At 67.0% G+C, this 14,071-nt stretch carries 15 protein-coding genes; 11 read left to right on the top strand and 4 right to left on the bottom strand.

Annotated elements, in window-relative coordinates; genetic code table 11:
- Positions 1-16: 16 nt before the first annotated feature.
- From infB to EBL85_RS00160, 7 genes are all read left to right on the top strand, one after another.
- The gene (gene infB, locus EBL85_RS00190; RefSeq protein WP_123141827.1) at positions 17-2,722 is read left to right on the top strand and encodes a translation initiation factor IF-2; all 2,706 of its coding nucleotides are present in this window, start codon (positions 17-19) and stop codon (positions 2,720-2,722) included.
- A 22-nt stretch (positions 2,723-2,744) separates the two neighbouring features.
- Positions 2,745-3,137, top strand: a complete 393-nt coding sequence (gene rbfA, locus EBL85_RS00185; protein ID WP_123140222.1) for a 30S ribosome-binding factor RbfA — start codon at positions 2,745-2,747, stop codon at positions 3,135-3,137.
- A 2-nt stretch (positions 3,138-3,139) separates the two neighbouring features.
- The gene (truB, locus tag EBL85_RS00180) at positions 3,140-4,063 is read left to right on the top strand and encodes a tRNA pseudouridine(55) synthase TruB (protein ID WP_123141826.1); all 924 of its coding nucleotides are present in this window, start codon (positions 3,140-3,142) and stop codon (positions 4,061-4,063) included.
- Positions 4,064-4,226: 163 nt separating this feature from the next.
- Complete coding sequence (rpsO, locus tag EBL85_RS00175; RefSeq protein ID WP_062276050.1) at positions 4,227-4,496, top strand: 30S ribosomal protein S15; 270 nt, start codon at positions 4,227-4,229, stop codon at positions 4,494-4,496.
- Positions 4,497-4,684: 188 nt separating this feature from the next.
- Entirely contained in the window at positions 4,685-6,784 is a 2,100-nt protein-coding gene (gene pnp, locus EBL85_RS00170) for a polyribonucleotide nucleotidyltransferase (protein ID WP_123140224.1), read from the top strand.
- A 101-nt stretch (positions 6,785-6,885) separates the two neighbouring features.
- A complete protein-coding gene (locus EBL85_RS00165; protein WP_123141825.1) occupies positions 6,886-7,632 on the top strand; it encodes a molybdopterin-binding protein in 747 nt (248 codons plus the stop codon).
- Positions 7,633-7,779: 147 nt separating this feature from the next.
- Positions 7,780-8,742 (top strand): transporter, encoded by a 963-nt coding sequence (locus EBL85_RS00160; protein ID WP_123141824.1) that lies wholly within the window; start codon positions 7,780-7,782, stop codon positions 8,740-8,742.
- A gap of 49 nt (positions 8,743-8,791) precedes the next feature.
- On the opposite strand, the gene EBL85_RS00155 is transcribed toward EBL85_RS00160, so the two are convergent.
- The 3 genes from EBL85_RS00155 to EBL85_RS00145 all read right to left on the bottom strand — a co-directional run bounded on the left by EBL85_RS00155 (position 8,792) and on the right by EBL85_RS00145 (position 10,664).
- On the bottom strand, positions 8,792-9,202 hold the full coding sequence (locus EBL85_RS00155) for a PilZ domain-containing protein (protein WP_123141823.1): 411 nt from the start codon (positions 9,200-9,202) through the stop codon (positions 8,792-8,794).
- A gap of 94 nt (positions 9,203-9,296) precedes the next feature.
- The gene (locus tag EBL85_RS00150) at positions 9,297-10,133 is read right to left on the bottom strand and encodes a sirohydrochlorin chelatase (protein WP_123141822.1); all 837 of its coding nucleotides are present in this window, start codon (positions 10,131-10,133) and stop codon (positions 9,297-9,299) included.
- A gap of 15 nt (positions 10,134-10,148) precedes the next feature.
- Complete coding sequence (locus EBL85_RS00145; protein ID WP_123141821.1) at positions 10,149-10,664, bottom strand: YbaN family protein; 516 nt, start codon at positions 10,662-10,664, stop codon at positions 10,149-10,151.
- A gap of 155 nt (positions 10,665-10,819) precedes the next feature.
- Between EBL85_RS00145 and EBL85_RS00140 the strand changes: the two genes are divergently transcribed.
- On the top strand, positions 10,820-11,230 hold the full coding sequence (locus EBL85_RS00140) for a YidH family protein (protein ID WP_123141820.1): 411 nt from the start codon (positions 10,820-10,822) through the stop codon (positions 11,228-11,230).
- On the opposite strand, the gene EBL85_RS00135 is transcribed toward EBL85_RS00140, so the two are convergent.
- Complete coding sequence (locus EBL85_RS00135) at positions 11,231-11,656, bottom strand: hypothetical protein (protein WP_123140231.1); 426 nt, start codon at positions 11,654-11,656, stop codon at positions 11,231-11,233.
- A 142-nt stretch (positions 11,657-11,798) separates the two neighbouring features.
- On the opposite strand from EBL85_RS00135, the gene EBL85_RS00130 reads away from it, so the two are divergent.
- The 3 genes from EBL85_RS00130 (at position 11,799) to EBL85_RS00120 (ending at position 13,959) form a co-directional block, all read left to right on the top strand.
- Complete coding sequence (locus tag EBL85_RS00130; protein WP_123140232.1) at positions 11,799-12,881, top strand: adenylate/guanylate cyclase domain-containing protein; 1,083 nt, start codon at positions 11,799-11,801, stop codon at positions 12,879-12,881.
- 142 nt (positions 12,882-13,023) lie between these two features.
- Positions 13,024-13,335 carry a hypothetical protein gene (locus tag EBL85_RS00125; protein WP_062276070.1) on the top strand — a complete coding sequence of 104 codons (312 nt, stop codon included), beginning with the start codon at positions 13,024-13,026 and terminating at the stop codon, positions 13,333-13,335.
- Positions 13,336-13,428: 93 nt separating this feature from the next.
- The gene (locus tag EBL85_RS00120) at positions 13,429-13,959 is read left to right on the top strand and encodes a hypothetical protein (RefSeq protein ID WP_123141923.1); all 531 of its coding nucleotides are present in this window, start codon (positions 13,429-13,431) and stop codon (positions 13,957-13,959) included.
- The last annotated feature ends 112 nt before the right edge of the window (positions 13,960-14,071 follow it).

The following is a 14,071-nucleotide window of genomic DNA, read 5'->3' as shown; positions in this document are numbered from 1 at the left end:
GTTTATAGGTCAGTCCATGAGTGAAGTTACCGTCAAACAACTCGCCTCCACGGTCGGAATCCCGGTCGAGCGTCTTCTCACCCAGCTGAACGAGGCGGGGATCAGTGCCAATGGCGCCGATTCCACCTTGACCGAGCAGGAAAAGAAGCAGCTGCTCGGCTATCTGCGGCGCAGCCACGGCAAGGAGGAGGGCGGCGATAGCGCCGACTCCAGCGAGGTCTCGGTCAAGCGCAAGTCGGTCAGCGAGTTGCGTCAGCCTGCCGCCGCCGGCGCCCGTACCGGCGCGCGTCCCGCACCCACCGTGCGTGGCAAGACCGTCAATGTCGAGGTGCGGCGCAAGCGCACCTACAAGCGCGCCGAGCCCGGTGCCGGCGGCGCTGGACGTCGTTCCGGTCCGGATCGTCGTGGTCGGGGTGGCAACGACCGCAAATCGACGAGCACGGCGCTCGACGACAACCGTCGCCGCGCCGAGCTCGAAGCGATGCGCGCCGAACAGGAAGCGCGTCGTCTCGCCGAGCAGGAGGAGCTGGAGCGCCGTCAGCGCGAGGAAGAGGCCAAGCGTCGCGAGGAAGAAGCCAAGCGTCGCGCCGAGGCCGAGGCCGAGGCCGAGCGCCTCCGTGCCGAAGAGGCCAAGCGTGCCGCCGAGGCACCGCCCGTCGAGGAACCTGTCGTTGCCGAGAAGGCCGCCGAGCCGGATGCCGGCGCCGACAAGAAGCGTGCCCCCGGCCCGAGTCGTCGCGCCGCCGCCGAGCCCGTCAAGGGCAAGAAGACCGTCAAGAAAGGCGTCGAGAGTCGCGATGATCGCGATGATCGTGGTGCCAAGAAGGGCGCACGCAAGGACGTGCGTGGCGGTCGTCGAGGCGTCGATGACGACAGCGCCGGTCGTCTGCGTCGCCGGCGCAAGGCCGGCAAGATCCAGGTCAGCGACAAGCACGCCTTCCAGAAGCCGACCGCACCTGTGGTGCGCGAGGTCGAGATCCCGGAGACCATCTCGGTCGGCGAGCTGGCCAACCGCATGTCGGTGAAGTCCTCGCAGGTGATCAAGGAGCTGTTCAAGCAGGGCATGATGGTGACCATCAACCAGAGCCTCGATCGCGACACCGCCGCGATCCTGGTCGAGGAGATGGGCCACAAGCCAGTGTTCGCCGACGAGCGCGATGCCGAGGACGTGCTGCTCGACGAGTTCGAGGAGCGGGTCGAGCAGGCCGAGCAGGTCACCCGTCCGCCGGTGGTGACCATCATGGGTCACGTCGACCACGGCAAGACCTCGCTGCTCGACTACATCCGTCGCACCCGCGTCGCCTCCGGTGAGGCCGGTGGCATCACCCAGCACATCGGTGCCTATCACGTCGACACCCCGAAGGGCACGATCTCCTTCCTCGACACCCCCGGCCACGCTGCCTTCTCGGCGATGCGTGCCCGTGGCGCCCAGGTCACCGACATCGTCATCCTGGTGGTCGCGGCCGACGACGGCGTGATGCCGCAGACGATCGAGGCGATCCAGCACGCCCGTGCCGCCGAGGTGCCGCTGATCGTTGCGGTCAACAAGATCGACAAGCCCGAGGCCAACCCCGACCGGGTGATGCAGGAGCTCACTCAGCACGAGGTGGTGGCCGAGGAGTGGGGCGGTGACACCATGCTGGTGCGCGTCTCGGCCAAGGCCGGTGACGGCATCGACGAGCTGCTCGACGCCATCCTGTTGCAGTCCGAGGTGCTCGAGCTCAAGGCCCCGGTCGAGGGTCCGGCGCGTGGCGCCATCGTCGAGTCGAGTCTCGACAAGGGCCGTGGTCCGGTGGCCACGGTGCTGGTCCAGGCCGGTACCCTGAATCGTGGCGACATCATCGTCAGCGGTGGCGAGTACGGTCGTGTACGTGCCATGTTCGACGAGACCGGCAAGCCGGTCGACTCGGCCGGTCCCTCGATCCCGGTGCAGGTGCTCGGTCTCTCCGGCGCGCCCAACGCCGGTGACGACGTGATTACCGTCAGCGACGAGCGACGTGCCCGCGAGGTCGCCGAGTTCCGTGCCGAGCGGCTGCGTCAGCATCGCTTCGAGGAGCAGCGCGGCGCGAGCCTCGACCAGCTGTTCAGCCAGCTCAAGGACGGCGAGCAGAAGAGCGTCAACCTGATCGTCAAGGCCGACGTGCAGGGCAGTCTCGAGGCGCTCAAGGAGAGCCTGGTCAAGCTCACCAACGACGAGGTCAAGGTCGCGCTGGTCGCCACCGGCGTCGGCGGTATCACCGAGTCCGATGCCAACCTCGCCGTCACCTCCAATGCCATCCTGCTCGGCTTCAATGTCCGTGCCGATGCCGCCGCGCGTCGCGTGGTGGAGGAGAAGGGGCTCGATCTGCGCTACTACAGCATCATCTACGAGCTGATCGACGACGTGAAACAGGCCATCTCCGGTCTGCTCAGCCCGATCATCACCGAGGAGATCATCGGTCTGGCCCAGGTGCGTGATGTCTTCCGCTCGTCGAAGTTCGGCGCGGTCGCCGGCTGCATGGTCACCGAGGGCACGATCAAGCGCAACAACCCGATCCGCGTGCTGCGCGACAACGTGGTGGTCTACGAGGGTGCGCTGGAGTCGCTGCGTCGCTTCAAGGACGACGTCCCCGAGGTCAAGGCCGGCACCGAGTGCGGTATCGGCGTGAAGAACTACAACGACGTCCAGGAAGGAGACCAGATCGAGGTGTTCGAGCGTACCGAGCGGGCGCGTCAACTTTGATCAGCTACGGTTACAACCCAGCATGAAGGAATTCGACCGCACCGAGCGGGTCGGCGCCGAGCTGCAGCGTACGCTGTCGGTGCTGCTCCGCGACGAGGTGAAGGACCCGCGTCTGACCAGCATCACCATTCAGGAGGTGCGGGTCACGCGCGACCTGGCGCACGCCAAGGTCTACTTCACCTGCTTCCCGGACGACGTCGATCACGCCATCCAGGAGCGACTGCTCAACGGTCGGCTCGCCGGATACCTGCGCCGTGCACTGGCGCAGCGTGTCCGTCTGCGGGCCATCCCTCAACTGCATTTTGTGTTCGATGCCTCGATCGAGCGCGGGGCCCGGCTCTCCGCGCTGATCGACCAAGCCGTCGGTGCGACCGACCGGAACGACTCACAAGACACCGACGTGGAGCGTGACTAACGATGGCAGCGCGCCGTAGACCGGGACGCAAGATCACCGGCATCCTGCTGCTCGACAAGCCCTGTGGGCTGAGCTCGAACGACGCGCTGCAGCGCGTCAAGCGGTTCTATCAGGCCAAGAAAGCCGGTCACACCGGCAGTCTCGATCCCCTGGCCACCGGGCTGTTGCCCTGCTGCCTGGGCGACTCGACCAAGTTCTCCACCTATCTGCTCGATGCCGACAAGCGCTATCGGGTGCGGGTGCGCCTGGGGGTGACCACCACCACCGCCGACGCCGAGGGCGAGGTGCTCGAGACCCGTCCGGTCGAGGGTGTCGACGAGGCGCGGGTGCGCGAGGTGATCGCCGGTTTCATCGGCACCATCTCGCAGCTGCCGCCGATGTACTCGGCGGTCAAGCACCAGGGGCAGCGACTCTACAAGCTCGCCCGTCAGGGGGTCGAGGTCGAGCGCACCCCGCGCGAGATCGAGATCTTCGCGCTCGACCTGATCAGCTGTGAGCTGCCCGAGATCGAGCTCGACGTGCACTGCTCCAAGGGGACCTACGTCCGCACCCTGGCCGAGGACATCGGTCGCGAGCTCGGCTGTGGGGCCCATGTCAGCGCGCTGCGCCGCACCGGGGTCGGGCCTTATCGCGAGGGCGAGACCGACTTCGTCACCCTCGATCAGGTCGAGGCAATGGCCGGGGCCGAGGAGGGCGCGCTGGCTCAGCTCGACGCCCAGCTGCTCGGGCTCGACACTGCACTCGGTCACTGGCCGGCGGTGCGACTGTCGGCCGATGCCGCCTTCTATCTGCGCCAGGGTCAGGCGGTGCTGGTGCCGCAGGCGCCGACCGAGGGGCTGGTACGGCTCTATGATCCTTCCGAGCAGTTCCTCGGCGTCGGCTGCATCCTCGACGACGGCAAGGTCCAGCCGAAGCGATTGATTTGAACGTTTCCAGTCCTCCGCGCCGTTGCGGTGCGGAGGACGTCATCGCGGGCGTGCCCCGCGCACACCACGACAGGTCGGATTCCCTGAGGTCATTGTCGGAGGATCCATCCGGCGGCGCCGGATCTGTGCCTGTCCATCGTCACCCTCATCCAGGAGACACCCAATGACCATGACCGCAGAAGACAAGAAGAAGATCGTCGAAGAGTACCGTCGTGGCGAGAGCGACACCGGCTCCCCCGAGGTGCAGGTTGCGCTGCTCACCGCGCGTATCCAGCAGCTCACCGATCACTTCAAGGAACACAAGCACGACCATCACTCGCGCCGTGGCCTGGTGCGCATGGTCAACTCCCGGCGTAAACTGCTCGACTATCTCAAGCGCAAGGATCTCGATCGCTACCGCGACCTGATCGCGCGCCTGGGGCTGCGTCGCTGACGCGTACTCGAAGGCTCGAGGACCGGACCGCGAACGCGGTTCCGGTCTGGCCGTCGGCGCTGTCTCTGATGTGACCGGCGTCAGCGTCGACAACCACCCTGCCAACCCCGGCGAGCATCGGCGCCAGGCGGTTAGCAGGGGTCCACGGCCCGAAGCTTCGACGGACCATACACCCCGAGGATTTACCTGTGATTCCCACCCCTATCGTTAAACAGTTCCAATTCGGAAATCAGACCGTCAGGCTCGAGACCGGCGAGATCGCGCGCCAGGCCGATGGCGCCGTCCTGGTGAACATGGAAGACACCGTGGTCCTGGTGACCGTGGTCGTGGACAAGCGCCCCGGTGTCGAGCGCGACTTCTTCCCGCTCACCGTCGACTACCAGGAGAAGACCTACGCCGCTGGCCGCATCCCCGGTGGCTTCTTCCGTCGCGAGGGTCGCCCGAGCGAGGCCGAGATCCTCACCGCCCGTCTGATCGACCGCCCGTTGCGGCCGCTGTTTGCCGATGGATTCAAGCGTGAGGTGCAGATCATCGCGACGGTCAAGTCGCTCAACCCGGCGGTCAACCCCGAGGTGCCGGCGCTGATCGGTGCTTCCGCGGCGGTGGCCCTGGCCGGTCTGCCCTTCAACGGCCCGATCGGTGCTGCCCGGGTCGGCTACAAGGACGGTGAATACATCCTCAACCCCCCGGTGGTCGGTCTCGGACCGGACTCCGATCTCGACCTGGTGGTCGCCGGCACCGAGCAGGCGGTGCTGATGGTCGAGTCCGAGGCCCGTGGTCTCTCCGAGGAGGTGATGCTCGGTGCCGTGCTGTTCGGTCACGAGCAGATGCAGGTCGTCATCGAGGCGATCCGTGAACTTGCCGCCGAGGCCGGCAAGCCGCCCTTCGAGTGGAGCGCCCCGGAGCGTGACACCGCGCTCGCCGACGCCGTCGCCGAGGCCTGTGGCACGCGCATCGCCGAGGCCTATCGCATCCACGACAAGAAGGCGCGTTACACCGCGCTCGACACCATCCGCGCCGAGGCCCTGGCCGCGCTGTGCGAGGGCGAGGACGCGGCCTGGACCGAGCAGCAGGTGATGGGCGAGATCGAGGGGCTGGAGAAGCGCACCGTGCGTTCGGCGGTGATCGCCGGCGAGCCGCGTATCGACGGCCGCGACAACGCCACCGTGCGCCCGATCACCATCCGCACCGGCGTGCTGCCGCGCACCCACGGCTCGGCGCTGTTCACCCGTGGCGAGACCCAGGCGATGGTGGTCACCACCCTGGGCACCGAGCGTGATTCGCAGATCATCGACGCACTCGATGGCGAGCGGCGCGAGCACTTCATGCTCCACTACAACTTCCCGCCCTTCTGCGTCGGTGAGTCGGGTCGTGTCGGCAGCCCCAAGCGCCGCGAGATCGGTCACGGGCGTCTGGCCAAGCGTGGCGTGCTGGCGGTGATGCCGAGCATCGAGGAGTTCCCCTATTCGGTGCGCGTGGTCTCCGAGATCACCGAGTCGAACGGCTCGAGCTCGATGGCCAGCGTCTGCGGCACCAGCCTCGCGCTGATGGATGCCGGCGTGCCGATCAAGTCCCCGGTGGCCGGTGTCGCCATGGGGCTGATCAAGGAAGATGATCAGTTCGCGGTACTCACCGACATCATGGGCGACGAGGACCACCTCGGCGACATGGACTTCAAGGTGGCCGGTACCGCCGAGGGCGTCAACGCCCTGCAGATGGACATCAAGATCGAGGGCATCACCAAGGAGATCATGGAGATCGCCCTGGAGCAGGCCAAGGCCGGGCGTCTGCACATCCTCGAGGAGATGAACAAGGTGCTGTCGACGCCGCGCGAGGAGATGTCCGAGCACGCGCCGCGCATCATCGAGTTCAAGATCCACCCCGAGAAGATCCGCGACGTCATCGGCAAGGGCGGTTCGGTGATCCGCTCGATCACCGAGGAGACCGGCGCCACCATCGACATCAACGACGAGGGCGTGGTGAAGATCTTCTCGGTGGCCAAGTCCGCCGGTGAAGAGGCGAAGAAGCGTATCCGTCTGATCACCGCCGATGTCGAGGTCGGCAAGGTCTACGAGGGCAAGGTCGCGCGGCTGATGGACTTCGGTGCCTTCGTCACCATCCTGCCCGGCCGCGACGGTCTGGTGCACATCTCGCAGATCTGCGAGGAGCGGGTGCAGAGCGTCAGCGACAAGCTCTCCGAGGGCGACGTGGTGCGCGTCAAGGTCCTCGAGGTCGACAAGCAGGGCCGTATCCGCCTGAGCATGAAGGCGGTCGAGCCCGGCGAGTGATCGCGGCCCCTCGGGGCTTGATCGATCGACCGTGAAAAGGGGGGCCGCAAGGCCCCCTTTTTTCGTTGAACACCCCCTGTTGACAGGAGCGATTGACAAAGATGGCAACCGAGACCCAGCAGCGCTTCGGGCTGATCGTGATCGGTGACGAGGTGCTCAACGGCGCGCGTCGCGACCAGCATCTGGAGCGTTTCAAGGAGATGATCGGCGGTCGCGGCCACGAGCTGGCCTGGCAGTGGATGCTGCCCGACGACCCCGAGGTGATCACCGCGCATCTGCGCTTCTCGATGGCGCGTGCCGAGCCGGTGTTCGTCTGTGGCGGCATCGGCGCCACCCCGGACGACCATACCCGCGGCTGTGCGGCCGCTGCCGCCGGGGTCGCGCTGACCCGCCACCCCGAGGCGGTGGCGCTGCTCGAGGAGAGGTTCGGCGAGGCGGCCTATCCGCACCGGATCCTGATGGCCGAGCTGCCCGAGGGCTGCGCGCTGATCGACAACCCGGTCAACCGCATCCCCGGCTTCATGGTGTGTGACCACTGGTTCCTGCCGGGTTTCCCGAAGATGGCCTGGCCGATGGCCGAGCAGGTGCTCGAGACGCGCTACGGCCTGGCCGCACGCCAGCGCGAGGTCGCGCTCAAGGTGCGCGGTATCCCCGAGAGCCAGTTGGTCCCGCTGATGGAGCGTTTCGGCGAGCGCTTCCCCGAGTTGAAGATGTTCAGCCTGCCGCACATGGACGAGGATCCGCACATCCTGCTCGGTTTCCGTGGTCGCGACCGGCTCGAGGAGGCGCTCGCGGCGCTGCGCGAGGCGTTGGGCGATGCGCGGATCGAGGAGGTCGCGCCGCGCTGAGCGGCCCAGGCTTTGCCAACCGCCCTGCATTCCTCTAAGATCCGCGCGGTCTTTTCGTGTGCGATCGATCATCATTCTGGGGCGGGCGAGCGACGGTTCCGGTCGTCGCTCGGCCCCGCGCCATCAAGACGACAGCGAGGTGTGTGCATGGGCGTGCGAGGATGGAAGGCGGCGGTCGCTGCCGTGGGGCTGGTCTGGGGGCAGGGCGCGCTCGCCTATGATCTACCGGCGGTCAATCTCGGGTTCACCAGCTTTCTCGATGGCGGCCCGCCATCCGGGCCGGGCTGGTATGCCAGCCAGTATCTGCAGTTCTATCGCAACGGTGCGCTCAAGGATGCCGCCGGCGATGATCTGCGGGTCCCGACTCCACGTGGACGGGAGCGCGCCGAACTCGACCTCAACCTCAGTCTCACCCAGCTCGTCTATCAGTCGGATCAGCCGCTGCTGTTCGGCGGCAAGTGGGGCATGGACCTGATTCTGCCGCTGGTCGATTTCGATCTCGATCCCGGCGACAACTTCGCGCTCTCGACCAATGGGGGTAATCTCGGCGATATCCTGGTCGGTCCCTTCCTGCAGTGGGATCCGATCATGGGGCCGAACGGGCCGCGCTTCATGCACCGCATCGAGCTGCAGATGCTGCTCCCGACCGGCAGCTACGACGCCGACGCCCCGATCAACGCCAGCAGCAACGTCTTCTCGTTCAACCCCTACTGGGCCGCGACCCTGTTCGTCAATCCGCGCTGGACCGTCTCCTGGCGTCTGCACTATCTGTGGAACGCCGAGAACAACGATCCCTTCAAGGGGCTCGGCGCCGAGGACACCCAGGCCGGACAGGCGATCCACATCAACTTCTCCACCGCCTACGAGGTGTTGCCCAACCGGCTGCGTCTGGGCATCAACGGTTACTATCTCGAACAGATCACCCGCTCCAAGATCGACGGCGAGTCGGTCGCCGACAGCGAGGAGCGGGTATTCGCCATCGGTCCCGGGGCGCTCTATCACCTCAGCCCCCACGATCATCTGTTCTTCAACGCCTTCTGGGAGACCGGCGCCGAGAACCGCCCCGAGGGCGCGCGGATGAACCTGCGCTACGTCCATCACTTCCATTGATCGTCTCCGCGCTGGCGGCATCGATGTCGGTTGTCGGTGTCGCCGTCGCTCAACCAGAGGGGAAGTCGGCGGCATGGCGCCGGATCCATTCCTCTGCGGCCTGTTCGCTGCTGAGTTCGCGTCCCTGGGTGATACGTACCCGGCGCCGGTAGTGCTCGATCCGACAGACCTGTTCGACCATCCTGAGCTGGTAGCTGGTCTCGTCGGTGGCGAAATGCACCCCCACCTCGAACAGACCGCGGCGCGGTCTGCACCACACCACCACCCCCTCGGCGCAAAAGGGCGGTTGGGCGACCGGGATCTCGACCTGGATGGATTCGCCGACCGGTAGCCGTCTGCAGGAGAGGAAACAGAGTCCGCCCTGACCGATGTTGCACAGCCGGTTGCGCCGCCGGCGGTTGCGGTTGGGCAGTCGGTAGTGGATGGGGATGTCTGAGGGGTGACGGAGAAAGCGGCGCATCTTGGCTCTGCGGCTGCACGAACAGAGGTCGTATCGGGCAAGGATGGGGGAGACCGAGGATCGCCTCAAGCGCCCTGCGAGTCGCGCTGCCCGGTCAGAGTCGGTGATGCGTCGCCCGTTGCCGTAGTCGCGCGGCGAGGATCTCGGGGAGCAGCGGGTGCTCCCCGACCAGCCCGGAGACATGGATGCGCAGCCCGGCATGGGCCTGTTCGGCCCGGGCGCAGATCTCGGCGATGTCGCCGCCTGGGCCGGCATGGCGGCCGGGTGCGAGAAACAACATCGAGAGAAAGATCGGCGAGTCGCACTCGTTGCCCGCGAGCCGTTCGAGCTGCTGCTCGAGCAGCGGCCCGTTGAAGTCGTAGGCCGCTCCGGGGCGGCGCTCCATCACCGCCTGATCCAGCTCGATCACCTGACCAAGTCGCTCGGCCAGGCGTGCCGCCAACCAGGCGCGCACCGCGCTGACCTCGGGGTTGGGTGAGCCGTGATCGACCAGGATCACCCGTCGTGGCCGATCGCCGGTGGTCTCGGCAAGGCGTGCGAGTTGCTCGGCGAGGATCCGGGTGAGCAGGGGTTCGCCCGCCGGCAGCGGGCAGAGCTCAGGAGCGAGCCGCAGGGCGAAGTCGCCGTGGCGCGCGCGCAGTCGCGCAACGAGCGCGGGCACGGCCTCGGTGAGTGCGGCGCTGGGACCGAAGAACAGTGGCAGGATCAGGAAATCGCGCGCGCCGGCGCTGAGACGCGCCTCGAGCAGGGGTTCGAGCAGCGTCGCGGGCCGACCGTCGAGCCGATCGGCGGGGATGCGATCGGCGTGGGCGAGCGAGACCGGCTCGATCGGCAGGCCGCAGCGGGCGCCGAGCGTCTCGGCCAGACGACGCAGGGCGTCGACCGCGGCTGCGCGGCGCGAGCCGTTGTCGAGCAGCAGGACCGACTCCATGATGGTCGAGAGGGATCAGCGCGAGACGCCGCGCGTCTCGGTGACCGGCTCGGCCGAGGAGACCAGCTCGTCGAGTCCGACCCGAACCTGCGCTTGCTGCTGACGGGCTCGGCGGCGGTGGCGATTGTCGGGGCGGGTGGCGATCCAGGTGGCGACCAGGGCGAGGATGGTGGCCACGGTGAGCGCCGGCCACAGCCCGGGGCCGATCAGCGAGAACCAGATCAGATAGCTGCCGGCCATGCTGAGGATGGCGGCCTTCTTGCCGGTGGGGCAGATCTCGCCGTGTTCGAGGAAATCGCGGATCGACTCACCGAAGCGCGGATGATCGATCAGGAAGCGTACCCGCTCGGGACGACTGCGCAGCCACAGCCAGGCGGCGCAGATCCAGAACACCGTGGTCGGCATCAGCGGCACCAGCATGCCGACAAAACCGAGGCCGAAACAGCACCAGGCCAGGAGATTGAAGATCTGACGGCGATGCGATCCGAGGATCGCCTTCAGCTTGGCGGGGATGCGAGCGCTGACCTGCATTGGGAAACCCTGTCTGAACGAACGGTCGATGGCATGGGGACGGCGCAGGTCGAGGGGCCTGGGCGATCCGTGACTCGAGGGGCATAACTATAGTCGTTTACCACGCCCCTGTCCCGGTGACCGGGGCGGTGACACCAGCACCAGGAGGGGCGTCGATGTCCGCCTTGCAGGATCCCCGGGTACTCTTCGCCGCCGAGCGTACGCTGCTGGCCTGGACCCGAACCAGTCTGTCGCTGCAGGCCTTCGGGTTCGCCATCGATCGTCTCGGGATGGCGCTCGATCAGTTCGCGCCACTTGCCCGGCCGCCGCTGGCGCGGCCCCTCAGTCTGCTGCTCGGGGAGTGCTTCATTCTGCTCGGGGCCGGCTGCGCGCTGTACTCGGTGCGTCAGCACCGGCGGGTGTTGCGCACCCTGGCGCCGGAAGAGATTCCGGCAGGCTATCTGCTGGGCGGCGGGGTCGTGCTCAATCTGCTGCTGGTGCTGCTCGGCGGGCTGGTCGGCGGCTACCTGCTGCACGAGTACGCCTGGGGCGGGTCGGCCCCGCCCCAGCCCGCCGGCAGCGGTTGATCAGCGCGTGCCGACCTGGACCCCGTGATCGGCCAGCCACTGGGTGTCGAGCAGCCAGTCGACACGCTCGACCTGGGGCTGGGCGAGGATCAACCCTTGGGCGCGTTTCTGATGGTTGATCAATTCCTGTTGGGCAGCAATCATCTTGGGATCATCCTGCGCCTTGTTGGCGAGGTTGGGATGGATGATCTCCAGGAAGCGGATCGCCGGGATGTCGAACGAGCGCGGCGTGGAGATGGTGGCGACACCATCGCTGAAGGCGCGGACACGGAACTGGTAGGGATAGGACGAGAGCATCGAGTCCTCGACCAGGATCTCGTCGAGTTCCCAGACCGCCGGCTGCCAGGCCGACTTGAGCCACAGCCCCATCAGGCCGATGGCGATGAGGCCGAGCACGATGCTGTAGATCCGTGTAAAACGATCCATGAATGCTTGTCTCCGGTTCGGATGGGGGAGAGGCGATGCTGCGACACTGCCTGAATTCTGAGGATGAATCAGCTTCGCCGATCGAGGGATCGAACCCCATGAAGATTGTCAATTTCTGACGCGGTGGAGTTCGTCCGGTCTCATGCAACATCAAGATAAACAACTGCTGTTCGCGCGAATCCTCGCTGCGATCGAGGGAACCGGCAACGCCCCCTCGGCAGCGGTCGAGATCGAGGCGCTGCGAGCACGGTTGAGCGACCAACTCGACGACTTCCTGCTCGAGTCCCAGCCGATCGTCGCCACCGAAGCGACCGTGGTGATCGCCGATATCCGTGGCTTCACCGCACTGGTCGAGTCACAGCCGGTCGAGGTGATGGTGCGGTTGCTCAACCGCTTCTTCACCCGCATGGTCGAGCTGGTCACCCGCTACGGCGGGGTGGTCGACAAGTTCATGGGGGACTCGGTGATGGCCGTCTTCGGCGTCCCCGAGCGGCGTGACGACGACCTGCTGCGCGCGCTCGCCTGCGCCGTGGAGATGCAGCGGGCGATGGTCGCGCTCAACCGCGACCATCGCGCCTGGAACGAGCCGAGCCTCTATGCCGGGGTCGCGGTCAGCAGTGGTCGCTTGATGGCCGGGAGCTTCGGTTCGCCGCTCCACAACGAATACACCGTCATCGGTGATCCGGTGAACCTGGCCGCGCGGATCGAGAACTACAGCCTGCGCGGGCAGGTCCTGCTCAGCGAATCGGCCCAGGCCGGCGCCGGCTCGCATATCGAGATCGGTGCGGTCAACCAGGTCACCGTCAAGGGCAAGACCGGTCCGGTCACGCTCTATGAGCTCAAGGCCGTCGACTGGCCGCAGCGCCTCGAGGTCCCCGAGGTCGAGCCGCGCAAGGCGCCGCGGATCTCGGTCGACTTTCCGGTGGAGTTCCGTCAGGTGGTGGCCAAGCGCATCCTCTCCGAGTCCTTCGTCGGCAAGGTGCACGACCTCAGCTATTATGGGATGAGTGCCGACCTGCCTATGGTGCTGCCGCCCTGCACCGAGATCCTGCTCTCGCTCGCCCCCGAGATCGGCTCCGGCAAGGCGATGGAGGTCTATGCGCGGGTGCTGCGCTCCAGGCGCGACAAGGGGAGTTATCGTACCAGCCTGGAGTTCACCGCCATCGATACCCCCAGTCACCGCCGGGTCAAGCGTTATGTCGATCACATGCTCTGGGGACACTGATGGGTGTCAGGTCGTTGATTTTCAGTCCGTATCGGCAATAATGCCGACACCCGTCCGGCCTGACGGGCGAGGCGCCCGATACCGGGTGTGACCGCGCCCTGCTGATGCCTCGCCGCGACCGACGCCCGAACCGACAGCGCTCATGCAAATCTCCAACGCCTCGCTGCATCCGCTCTATCCGCTGCCGCTCGATCAGCAGCGCGAGCGCGATCCCCAGGCGACCCCAGAGCAGCTGCAGCCGCGTGCCGATCAGGCCGAGCGCATCGCCCGGCCGGTGGCCGAGGTCGAACGCGCCGAGCGCCTGCAGGCGCGCAAGGAGTCTCGCGACCTGCTCGTCGCCAACAGCGGGACCGACCCGCGCACCCGCCGCGCCCTCGACGCCTACGAGTCCGTCCAGCAGCACCAGGAGCGGGCCTATGTCGAAGAGGTGCTGGGCGTCGACGTCTACGCCTGATCCCGTCATTCGAGGATTCCGCCCTCCCGACCCTTCCGAAACCCATGCCGCTGGGGCAGACTGACGGGAAACGAGCAGCCCCGGGAGACCATGATGCGCCATGCAGCAGAGGGTGAGTCGGCAGCGACCGTGTCGAGTGCGGGTGACGACCTATGGCCGGGCGCCGACTATCAGCGCCAGGTCGAGCGGTTGCGGCACGCCGTCGGTGAGACCATCTATCTCGTCGAGTTGATCGAGGGCGTCGGCCAGCTCGGCGCCCATCTCAGCGATCGTCCCTGCGAGCTGCTCGCGGTGCTCGACTTCCCGCGTCCCGATCCGGCGCGCGGGCTGGCGCCGCACCTGGTGTTGCTCGACGATGGTCGTGGGCTGAACCTGGGGCGCGTTGCGCGGATCAGCCGCCGCCCCTTCGCGCCGGGCGCGACGGATCTGCTCTATCTGGATGCTGTCGCCGAACGCCGGGTGCTGTTCGCCGAGCGCCGGCTGTCGCCCACGTTCATCGCCGAGCGCGCCCACCGGGTGCTCGGTCAGGCACTCGGGGGCGCACCCGTCACCGACCGCAAGACCCTCCGCGCCTCGACCGACACCGCGCTCGAATCGCCGCAGCCGGCGCCGGCGGGCGAGTAGCGGCCGGTCTCGTGCCCGGACCGCTTCGTCGGCAATCGACGGGCCGGGGGTTTAAAGGCGCCGCCGCGCGCCGATTATATCCATGCAGTGATACTTTCCGCGGAGGCAGGGA

Origin of the sequence: Marichromatium sp. AB32 (assembly GCF_003718675.1) — a bacterium.
Taxonomy (GTDB): domain Bacteria; phylum Pseudomonadota; class Gammaproteobacteria; order Chromatiales; family Chromatiaceae; genus Marichromatium; species Marichromatium gracile.
This window is presented reverse-complemented; position numbering and strand designations above follow the sequence as displayed.